We start from the raw sequence: 248 nt of genomic DNA, 5'->3' as shown, positions 1-248 counted from the left end.
GGTCTCGGTCGCGCTGAGCGAGTCGAGTGCCTCGTCGATGCCGTCGATCAAGTCGCCGGTGCCGACCTCGTAGGAGATGCCGGTCGCGTTGTCGACCTCGACGTCGCCGATGGATGCGACGAGGTCGATCTGCACGAAGTCGCCGGTCTTGGCGGGGCGGTCGACCGTGATGAGCGTGCCGAAGCGGCTGCGCAGCTTGTCGAGCTCCTCGGTGACGTCCTCATCGGTGACCTCGGCCGTGTCGACGA

At 66.9% G+C, this 248-nt stretch carries 1 pseudogene; it reads right to left on the bottom strand.

Annotated features, from left to right (window positions below):
• Positions 1–248, bottom strand: a pseudogene (locus QN347_RS20590) (trigger factor); the annotation flags it as partial.

Origin of the sequence: Sphingomonas sp. 10B4, assembly GCF_035019905.1 — a bacterium.
Classification (GTDB): Bacteria; Pseudomonadota; Alphaproteobacteria; order Sphingomonadales; family Sphingomonadaceae; genus Sphingomonas; species Sphingomonas glacialis.
This window is presented reverse-complemented; position numbering and strand designations above follow the sequence as displayed.